This is a genomic window from Baekduia sp. (assembly GCF_035318805.1).
Lineage (GTDB): Bacteria > Actinomycetota > Thermoleophilia > Solirubrobacterales > Solirubrobacteraceae > Baekduia.
This window is the reverse complement of sequence record NZ_DATHDY010000078.1, coordinates 1-9,177: the sequence shown is the minus strand read 5'-3', so window position 1 is coordinate 9,177 and position 9,177 is coordinate 1. Positions and strand designations below refer to the sequence as shown.

10 protein-coding genes are annotated in these 9,177 nt (G+C 73.3%); 8 read left to right on the top strand and 2 right to left on the bottom strand.

Annotated elements, in window-relative coordinates; all coding sequences use genetic code 11:
- On the bottom strand, positions 1-179 hold a 179-nt coding region (locus tag VK501_RS17865), incomplete at its 3' end, for a DEAD/DEAH box helicase (RefSeq protein ID WP_324339720.1).
- A 78-nt stretch (positions 180-257) separates the two neighbouring features.
- On the opposite strand from VK501_RS17865, the gene VK501_RS17860 reads away from it, so the two are divergent.
- Complete coding sequence (locus tag VK501_RS17860) at positions 258-3,038, top strand: helix-turn-helix transcriptional regulator (RefSeq protein ID WP_324339718.1); 2,781 nt, start codon at positions 258-260, stop codon at positions 3,036-3,038.
- 48 nt (positions 3,039-3,086) lie between these two features.
- On the opposite strand, the gene VK501_RS17855 is transcribed toward VK501_RS17860, so the two are convergent.
- On the bottom strand, positions 3,087-4,040 hold the full coding sequence (locus VK501_RS17855) for an NADPH:quinone oxidoreductase family protein (protein WP_324339716.1): 954 nt from the start codon (positions 4,038-4,040) through the stop codon (positions 3,087-3,089).
- 44 nt (positions 4,041-4,084) lie between these two features.
- Here VK501_RS17855 and VK501_RS17850 point away from each other — a divergent pair, with 44 nt between their 5' ends.
- The 7 genes from VK501_RS17850 to VK501_RS17820 all read left to right on the top strand — a co-directional run.
- Positions 4,085-5,020, top strand: a complete 936-nt coding sequence (locus tag VK501_RS17850; protein ID WP_324339714.1) for a PfkB family carbohydrate kinase — start codon at positions 4,085-4,087, stop codon at positions 5,018-5,020.
- Between the two features lie 271 nt (positions 5,021-5,291).
- A complete protein-coding gene (locus VK501_RS17845) occupies positions 5,292-6,590 on the top strand; it encodes a S8 family peptidase (protein WP_324339713.1) in 1,299 nt (432 codons plus the stop codon).
- A gap of 78 nt (positions 6,591-6,668) precedes the next feature.
- A complete protein-coding gene (locus VK501_RS17840) occupies positions 6,669-6,947 on the top strand; it encodes a hypothetical protein (protein WP_324339711.1) in 279 nt (92 codons plus the stop codon).
- Between the two features lie 36 nt (positions 6,948-6,983).
- Complete coding sequence (gene dcd / locus VK501_RS17835; RefSeq protein ID WP_324339709.1) at positions 6,984-7,568, top strand: dCTP deaminase; 585 nt, start codon at positions 6,984-6,986, stop codon at positions 7,566-7,568.
- A 49-nt stretch (positions 7,569-7,617) separates the two neighbouring features.
- Entirely contained in the window at positions 7,618-7,848 is a 231-nt protein-coding gene (locus tag VK501_RS17830) for a hypothetical protein (protein WP_324339707.1), read from the top strand.
- The gene (locus VK501_RS17825) at positions 7,845-8,201 is read left to right on the top strand and encodes a hypothetical protein (protein WP_324339705.1); all 357 of its coding nucleotides are present in this window, start codon (positions 7,845-7,847) and stop codon (positions 8,199-8,201) included. Before VK501_RS17830 ends, VK501_RS17825 begins: the two co-directional genes overlap by 4 nt.
- Before the next feature lie 179 nt (positions 8,202-8,380).
- A partial coding sequence (locus tag VK501_RS17820) for a citrate/2-methylcitrate synthase (protein ID WP_324339703.1) occupies positions 8,381-9,177 on the top strand: 797 nt, incomplete at its 3' end.

Here is a 9,177-nt window from a genome sequence, read left to right as displayed (position 1 = left end):
ATGGGGAGTCCGAACGCGGCGGTCTTGCCGGATCCGGTCTGCGCCTGCCCGATGATGTCCTCGCCCTGGAGGAGGATCGGGATGGCCTGTTCCTGGATGGGGCTCGGCTGTTCGTAGCCGACATCCTGCAGGGCTTGGAGGGTCGGCTCACTGAGGCCGAGATCCGCGAAGGCGGTCATGTATGTCAAGAGGGTAGTGCGCCGTGACATGATTGCGCGCGCCGGCAGGAAGCCGGTGCCGACAGACCCCACGCGATCTTGCTCCTCGGACGCCAGCGCGAAGTCGCGCACATCGAAGAACTCCTGACGCGCGCTCAGGACGGCACGAGTGCCGCCCTCCTGCTCCACGGTGAGCCCGGCATCGGCAAGTCCGCCCTGCTCCGTGCCACCTGGGATCGCGCCAAGGAGCTGGGGTTCGTGGTGCTGCGCACCCGCGGCTTCGAGTCCGAGAGCGACATCCCGTTCGCCGGGCTGCTGGAGCTGCTGACCCCGCTGCTGCCGCTGCGCGACCGCATTCCCGAGGTGCAGGCGCGCGCCCTGGGCTCGGCGCTGGCGCTCGCGCCGCCGACGCCGTTCGACCGCTTCGCCGTCCCCGCCGGGATGCTCAGCCTGCTGGCCGCCGCGGCCGAGGAGCAGCCGCTGCTCGTGCTGGCCGACGACGTGCACTGGCTCGACGACGCGTCGCGCGAGGCGCTGATCTTCGTTGCGCGCCGGCTCGGCGCCGAGGGCGTCGTGCTGCTCTGCGCGGGGCGCCCCGCGGCGTCCGTCCTGGAGGCGTTCGCGGGCGTCGAGATGCTGCCGGTCGCCGGCCTCGACGACGAGACCGCCGCCGAGCTCCTCCAGCGCGAGTCGCGCCACCGCGTCGCCGCCGACGTCGCCGACGGGCTGGTCGCCACCGCGCACGGCAACCCGCTGGCGCTGACCGAGATCCCCCGCGCGCTGTCGGCCGACCAGCTCGCCGGCCGCGAGCCGATGGCCGGCCCCGTCCCCGCCGGCGAGCAGATCCAGGAGGCGTTCGCCCTCCAGCTCGCCGGCCTGCCCGAGGCCACGCGCGAGGCGCTGCTGATCGCGGCCGCGATGCAGACCGGGCGCCACGACCTGTTCCGCGCCGCGCTGGAGCACCGCGCGCTGGCCGCAGACGCGCTGGAGCCGGCCCAGCGGGCGGAGCTGATCGCCGTCGACGGCCGCATCGACTTCTTCCATCCGCTCCTGCGCTCGGCGGTCTACCACTCCGCCGACCCGGTGCAGCGTCGCAGCGTCCACGCGACGCTCGCGGCCGTCGCCGGCGAGCCCGCCCGCCGCGCCTGGCATCTGGCCGCGGCCGCCGACGCGCCCGACGAGGAGGTCGCCGCCGCGCTCGAGACGGCCGCCGCCGAGGCGCGCGCCCGCGGCGGCATCATCGCCGGCGCCCGCGCGTTCGAGCGCGCCGCGAACCTCAGCACCGACGTCGACGCGCGCGCGCGCCGCCTGCTGGAGGCCGCGTCGGACTTCGCCCAGAGCGGCCGGCCCGACCACGCGCTGGCGCTGGTGAGCGAGGCCCAGTCGCTCGTGCCCGGCGGCACGCTGGCCACCGAGGTCGTCCGCGTGCGCGGCAGCGTCGAGATGCGCCGCGGCGCGCCGGGCATCGCGCACGACCTGCTCGTCGCCGAGGCCGACCGCATCGAGGTCGAGTCGCCGGGGGCGGCGGCGTCGCTGCTCGTCGAGGCCGCCGTCGCGCACATGATGACCGGCGACATGGAGGGGCTGATCGCCACCGGCGACCGCGCCCGCGCGCTGCTGCCGGGCGGCGCCGACCCGGTCGTCGAGGTGCTCGCGGGCGTTCTGGTCGGCGAGGCGCACGCCGCGCTCGGCCACGAGGACGAGGCCGACGCGCTGCTCGACCCGGCGATGCCGTTCCTCACCGGCGAGCACGTGCTGGCGATGCCGTCGGAGCTCGTGGGCATGGCCGGCCAGTGCGCCATCTGGTACGAGCGCTGGGACCGCGCGACGGCCGTCCTCGACAACTTGATCGCCGTGGCCCGCGAGGCCAGCGCGATCAACCACATCATCTACCCGCTGGCCGCCCACTCGGTGCTCGACTTCCGGCGCGGGCGCTGGTCGGCCGCGCTGGCCGACGCGGGCGAGGCGGCGCGCCTTGCCCGCGAGACGGGCCTGCGCCCGCTGCTGACCTTCGCGCTCGCGGTGCTCGCCCACGTCGAGGCGGGCATGGGCCGGCGCGACGACGCCCGCTCGCACGCCCGCGAGTCGGTCCACCTCGGCGAGCTGCTCGGCGGCTCGGCGATCACCGTCTACGGCGTCAACGCGCTGGCCTTCGACGCGCTGAGCCACGGCGAGGCCGAGGTCGCGGCCGAGCTCTACGACCGCGTCCACCGGATGGCCTCGCGCCTGCACATGCAGCGCGGCCTGGTCCAGTTCGGCGCCGACCGCGTCGAGGCGCTCGTCCGGCTCGGCCGCACCGACGACGCGTTCCAGGCCCTGGAGGAGTTCGCCGACACCCCGGGCGGCGGCCGCTGGGCGCTCGCGGCGCTCGCCCGCTGCCGCGGGATGCTGGCCGACAAGACCGCCGAGCACCACTTCGAGACCGCGCTGTCGCATCACCAGCACGACGGCCAGCCGTTCGAGAAGGCCCGCACGCAGCTGGCCTACGGCGAGCGCCTGCGGCGCGACCGCCGCCGCGCCGACGCCCGCGAGCAGCTCGGCGACGCCCTCGATGTCTTCGAGCGCCTCGGCGCGTCGCCGTGGGCCGACCGAGCGCGCGTCGAGCTGCGCGCCACGGGCGGCGCGGCGGCCGAGGGCGACCAGGCCGAGAAGGACGCCGTCCAGGCCGCGGGCCTCGAGGAGCTGACGGCGCACGAGCTGCAGATCGCGCGCCTGGTCGCCTACGGCATGACCAACCGCGAGGTCGCGGCCAAGCTCTTCCTCTCGCCGAAGACCATCGAGTACCACCTGTCGCAGATCTACCGCAAGCTCGACCTCCGGTCGCGGACGCAGCTGGCGACGCTGATGGCGTCCGAGATGCCGGACGCGCGCGCGGCGTAGCAGCGGGCACCCCGCGCGCGAGGGCGCCGGCGCCCACTGTCCTCCGCCCTACCGCGACGGGTCCAGCAGCAGCTTGCCCCGCGTCCGCCGCGCCGCCAGGTCCTCCTGGGCCCGGCGCGCCTCGCTCAACCCATACGTCTCGCCCACCACCGCGCGCACCTGGCCGGAGGCCGCGAGCGCGAAGAGCTCCGCCAGCGGCGTCGCGAGGTGCTCGGTGCGCTCCAGGTAGTGAAACAGCCAGAAGCCGACGATCGACTGCGACCGCTTCAGCAGCCGCCCGGTGCGGACCTCGTTCTGCTCGCGCGACGAGATGCCGTAGACGACCAGCCGGCCCATGTCGGCCATCGCGCGCAACGCCACGTCGAACACCGGCCCGCCGGCCATCTCCAGCACGACGTCGACCTCGCGGCCCTCGTTGGCCTCCAGCAGGCGGTCGCGCAGGCCGTCGGGATCGCCGTCGATCGCCGCGTCCGCGCCCAAGGACAAGCACAACGCGCGCTTCTCCTCCGACGACGCGGTCGCGATCACGCGACCGGCGCCCATGGGTCGCGCCAGCTGCACGGCCAGCGAGCCGACGCCGCCCGCGCCCGAGACCACGAGGACCGACTCGCCGTCGGCGATGCGCGCGCAGGTCCGGTACAGGTGCCACGCGGTCAGCCCCTGCAGCAGCAGCGCCAGCGCGGTGCCGTCGTCCAGCCCCTCGGGGATCGGGAACACGCGGTCGGCCGGCGCAAGCGCGTACTCCGCGTAGCCGCCGTGACCGCACAGCGCCACGACGCGCTGCCCCGTGTCCTCGCGGACGCCCGCGACCTCGGACCCCGGCGTCAGCGGCAGCGACTGCCGCGCCACGTACTGGTCCTCGCGCTGGTGCGTGTCGGCGAAGTTCACGCCGGCGCGCGACACCCGCACGAGCACCTCGCCCTCCGCGGGCTCGGGAACCGGCAGCTCGACGAGCTTCAGGACCTCCGGGCCGCCGAACTCCACCTGCTGGATCGCACGCATCGCGCGGCAACATACCCGCGCTTCTCTCTAACCTCCCGCGCCGTATGAGCCTCACTGTCGTCGGATCGATCGCCTACGACGCCGTCAAGACCCCTGCGGGGGAGCGCGAGCGAATGCTCGGCGGCGCCGCCACCCACTTCGCCCTCGCGGCCTCGTTCTTCGCGGAGGTGCGCCCGGTCGGCCCCGTCGGCGACGACTTCGACGAGGACTCCTGGCGCATCCTGCGCACGCGCGGGACGGTGACCGACGACGTCGAGCACGTCGAGGGCGGCAAGACCTTCTTCTGGAAGGGCGAGTACTCGGCCAACCTCAACCAGCGCGAGACCCACATCACGGACCTGAACGTCTTCGAGACGTTCTCGCCGAAGCTCTCGCAGGCCTCGCGGGACGCCGACGTCCTGTTCCTGGCCAACATCCAGCCCGACCTGCAGCTCAACGTGCGCGAGCAGTGCACGAGGGCGCGCTTCGTCGCGATGGACTCGATGGACCTGTGGATCAACATCGCGCACGACTCGCTGCGCAAGGTCATCGGCACGGTCGACTGCCTCATCCTCAACGACGAGGAGCTCGAGCTGCTGACCGAGAAGCCCACGACGCTGCAGGCCGCCCAGGAGATCCTGTCGTGGGGCCCGAAGGCGGTCGTCGCCAAGCTCGGCAAGTACGGCGCGGCGCTCTACACCGCCGACGGCTTCTTCGCGCTGCCCGCGTTCCCGCTGCACCACGTCACCGATCCGACCGGCGCCGGCGACACGTTCGCGGGCGGCTTCGTCGGCTACGTCGCCGCGCACCCCGACGAGGAGATCGGGCACGAGCTGCTGGCCCGCGCGATGGCCTACGGCACGGCGCTGGCGTCCTACAACGTCGAGGAGTTCGGCACCGACCGCGTCGAGCGCCTCACGGCCGACGAGATCCAGTCGCGCGTCGCGGACCTGTCTCGCATGACGGCCTTCACGGTCGACCCGGTCGCCCTCAGGACATAGCCGCCGTCATGCCCATGACGGCCTTCACGGTCGATCCGGTCGCCCTCAGGGCATAGCCGCCGTCATGCCCATGACGGCCTTCACGGTCGACCCGGTCGCCCTGCGGGCCTGAGCCTGGATGTCCGCGCGCGCCTCCGCGGCGCGCGCGGCATCGACAATACGGCCAGAAGCAGGGTCGGAGCGCAGCAGGACGCGCTGACGTGGCCGATCCATGGAGGATCCGCCATGCCGGCAACGGCAGCGGCGGACCGCCCCCCGGCAACGCCCCCGCATGCTCGCCGTTCCCCGCGCGCTCGCACATCTCACGACGTGGTCCCTGGCCGCCCTCGCGCTGACACCTGTTTCGGGTGCGTCGGCGGCAGCGGCCAAGGCGACCGTGCGCGCGCCGGACGGGCTCGTCGCCCGCGCCGACCGCGTCGCCCACGGGCCGGCCACCGCGCGTGCCGCCCAGACCGCCGGCACCGACCCGCGCGCCGCCGAGCAGTGGGCACTGCAGGGCGACGCGGCGATGGGCGCCGCTTCGGCGTGGCGCCAGACCGTCGGCGCCGACGTCACGGTCGCGATCGTCGACTCGGGCATCGACCTCGGCCATCCCGACCTGGCGCCGAACCTCTGGACCAACCCGGGCGAGATCCCCGGCAACGGCGCCGATGACGACGGCAACGGCTACGTCGACGACGTCCACGGCTTCGACTTCGTCGGGGGCGACGGCGACCCGCAGGACGCCAACGGCCACGGCACGCACGTCGCGGGCATCGCAGCCGCGCGCGGCGGCAACGGCATCGGCGGCTCCGGCGTCGCGTGGCGCGCGCGGCTCATGGCCGTCCGCGTCCTCGACGCCGACGCCTCCGGCACGACGACGGCCGTCGCGCAGGGGATCCACTACGCGGTGGACAACGGCGCGCGCATCGTCAACCTCAGCCTCGCCGGCCCGTCCGCGACGACCGACCTCGAGGACGCCATCCGCTACGCCCAACAGCGCGGCGTGCTGATCGTCGTGGCCACCGGCAACGCGGGCGCCGACCTCGCCGGCGCCCCGACCTATCCGGCCGCCTACCCGGAGGACAACGTCCTCGGCGTCGCGGCCACCGACTCGGCCGGCGGCCTCTCCGCGGTCTCCGACTACGGTCCGGGCGCCGACGTCGCCGCGCCGGGCGAGCAGATCCTCTCCACCGCGCTGGGCGGCGAGTACGAGTGGCGCACGGGGACCTCCATGGCGGCCCCGCACATCGCGGGCGCGCTCGTCCTGCTGGCCGCCGCACGGCCCGACCTCGACGCCCGCGGCCTGCGCGACGCGCTCCTCGGCCAGACGCGCCACACCGGCCTGGCCGTCGAGACCGGTGCCGTGGACGTCGGCGCGGCCCTGCGCGCGGTGATCGCCCCAGCGAGCTGGAAGGCGGCGCCGGCGGCGAAGCGCACGGTGGGCGCCGCGAAGGCGAAGGGCAGGACCGCGGGCAAGGCGATGTCCGCCAAGGCCAAGGCCAAGGCCAAGTCGAAGGCCAAGGTGAAGGCCAAGGCGAAGGCCCGCAAGGCCGCCGCGCTGCGCGCCCGCAGCACCGCCCACCGCTGAGCGCCCGGACGTCCGGTCGCGCACCCTCCCCGAGATTTCCGCACGCCGGGCGCCTCGCCGGGGTAGCCTTGCCAGGTCATGACCTGGGGCCTCATCTGGCTGATGCTGGTGCTCAAGATCCCGGTCGCGGCCCTGCTGTGGATCGTGTGGTGGGCCGTGCATCAGGAGGAGGAGCCCGACGCCGGCCCCGCCGACGGCGAGGGCGGCTCCAAGGTCCGCCCGCACCCGCACCGGCCGGCGCCGAAGGGCCCGACGCCCTTCCCCCGCCACCGCGGACCGCACGGCGCCCCGATCCCGGCGCCGCCGCCGCGGATCCGGACCACCGTCGCGCGCTCGCGCGAGCACCGGCACGCCTGACCTCGCCCGTCGCCCCTGCGTGGGAGGATGCCCGCCATGAAGCCGGCATCGGTCCTGTCTGACGGCACCATCCGCCGCCTCGTCGACGAGGGGCGCATCGTCATCGCGCCGTGGGACGCCCTCATGGTCCAGCCCGCGAGCGTCGACCTGAAGCTCGGGACATCCTTCCGCGTCTTCCACAACCATCGGATCCAGACGATCGACCTGGCTGCGCCGCCGCAGGGCCTCACCGAGCCGGTCGAGGTCGCGGCCGACGAGCCGTTCGTCATCCACCCCAACGAGTTCGTGCTGGGACGCACCGAGGAGCACGTCGAGATGCCCGACGACCTCGTGGCGCGCATCGAGGGCAAGTCCAGCCTCGGCCGCCTCGGCCTCATCGTCCACGCGACGGCCGGGTTCGTCGACCCGGGCTTCCAGGGGACGCTCACGCTGGAGATCACCAACTTCAACAGCGTGCCGATCGTCCTGCGCCCCGGGCTGCCGATCGCGCAGCTGAGCTTCATGACGCTCGACCAGCCCGCCCAGCGCCCCTACGGGCATCCGGATCTGGGCAGCCACTACCACGGCCAGGTCGACGCGACCGAATCGCGATACGAAGGTGGTCCGGCGACGACCCGTTAGGAGGCCCCTGGGAGTGGCGGCGCGGTTTGGGCTCGGATAGGGTCGCCGCATGCTGCACGCCCTGTCCGCGCTGGTCCTCGCCGCCGAAGCCGAGCCGGAGACGTCCAAGACGGCGTTCTACGTCTTCGGCGGCCTGCTCGCCGTCTGGGCCGTGGTCCTCTCGGCTCTCGGCATGTCGCAGGCCACGTTCCCGGCGACCACGACCGCCAAGCGCGGAGTCATCGGCCTCACGGCGCTGTTCATGATCGGCGCGATGGCCACGGCCGTCATCACCGCGTGACCGACGACGACGACGGCGTCGCCATCTCCTACAAGGTCCTGCGCCGCGGGACCCCGGTGCGCTCCGCCGACGGCGTCGAGCTGGGCAAGGTCCGCCGGGTGCACGAGGCCAAGCGGGAGAACATCTTCGACGGCATCGACGTCGACACGCCGCAGGGCGTGCGCTTCCTCGACGCGCCGGAGATCGCCCGGATCGCCGAGCGCTGGGTGACCGCCACGTTCCCCGCGGCCGAGGCCGCCGACCACCTCGTCGACCGCGGGTCGTCGCTCGGCCGCCGCGTCGGCGCCTCCAAGACGGCGCGCCGCGCCAAGCGCGCCGGCGAGAGCCTGCGCGAGCGCTGGGACCGGCGCTAGTGGGTCGCGCGGGAACGTTCGCCGATTACCGGTGAAACGTTTCCGCGTGGCCCACTCGCCGTCCTGCCTGATCCGCGCCTGACACGGTCCTGCCCGGACCATGTCACCGCGCGGGCGACGGGCCGGGGCACACTAGTATGCAGAGACGATCCCCCCATCCGAGAAGAGGGCATTCGATCGTGAGCGAAGCTCAGACGCAGGACGGTGCCGGCGTAGCCGAGGCCGGGCAGGAAACGCTGACGGTGACCGACAACCGGACCGGTCAGACGTACGACATCCCGATCACCGACGGAACCGTCCGCGCCATGGACTTCCGCCAGATCAAGGCTTCTGATGACGACTTCGGGTTGATGACCTACGACCCGGCGTTCACCAACACGGCGTCGTGTCGGTCGGCCATCACCTACCTGGACGGCGAGAACGGCGTCCTGGAGTACCGCGGGTATCCCATCGAGCAGCTCGCCGAGCACTCGACGTACCTCGAGGTCGCCTACCTCCTCGTCCACGGCGAGCTGCCCACGCAGCCGCAGCTGGACCAGTGGGAGCACGACATCACCATCCACACGTTCGTGCACGAGAACGTGAAGGAGTTCGTCGGCGGCTTCCGCCACGACGCCCACCCGATGGGGATGCTGCTCGGGTCGGTCGGCGCGCTCTCGACGTTCTACAAGGACGCCAACGAGATCCAGGATCCCGACAACCGGATGATCCAGACCGTCCGGCTGATCGCCAAGATGCCGACGCTGGCGGCCTTCGCCTACCGGCACACCATGGGCCAGCCGTACGTCTACCCGGACAACGATCTCAAGTACCCGGGGAACTTCCTCAACATGATGTACAAGATGACCGAGCTGAAGTACGAGCCGGATCCCCGGCTCGAGCGCGCGCTCGACATCCTGTTCATCCTGCACGCCGACCACGAGCAGAACTGCTCGACCAACGCGGTCCGCGCGGTCGGCTCCTCGCAGGTCGACCC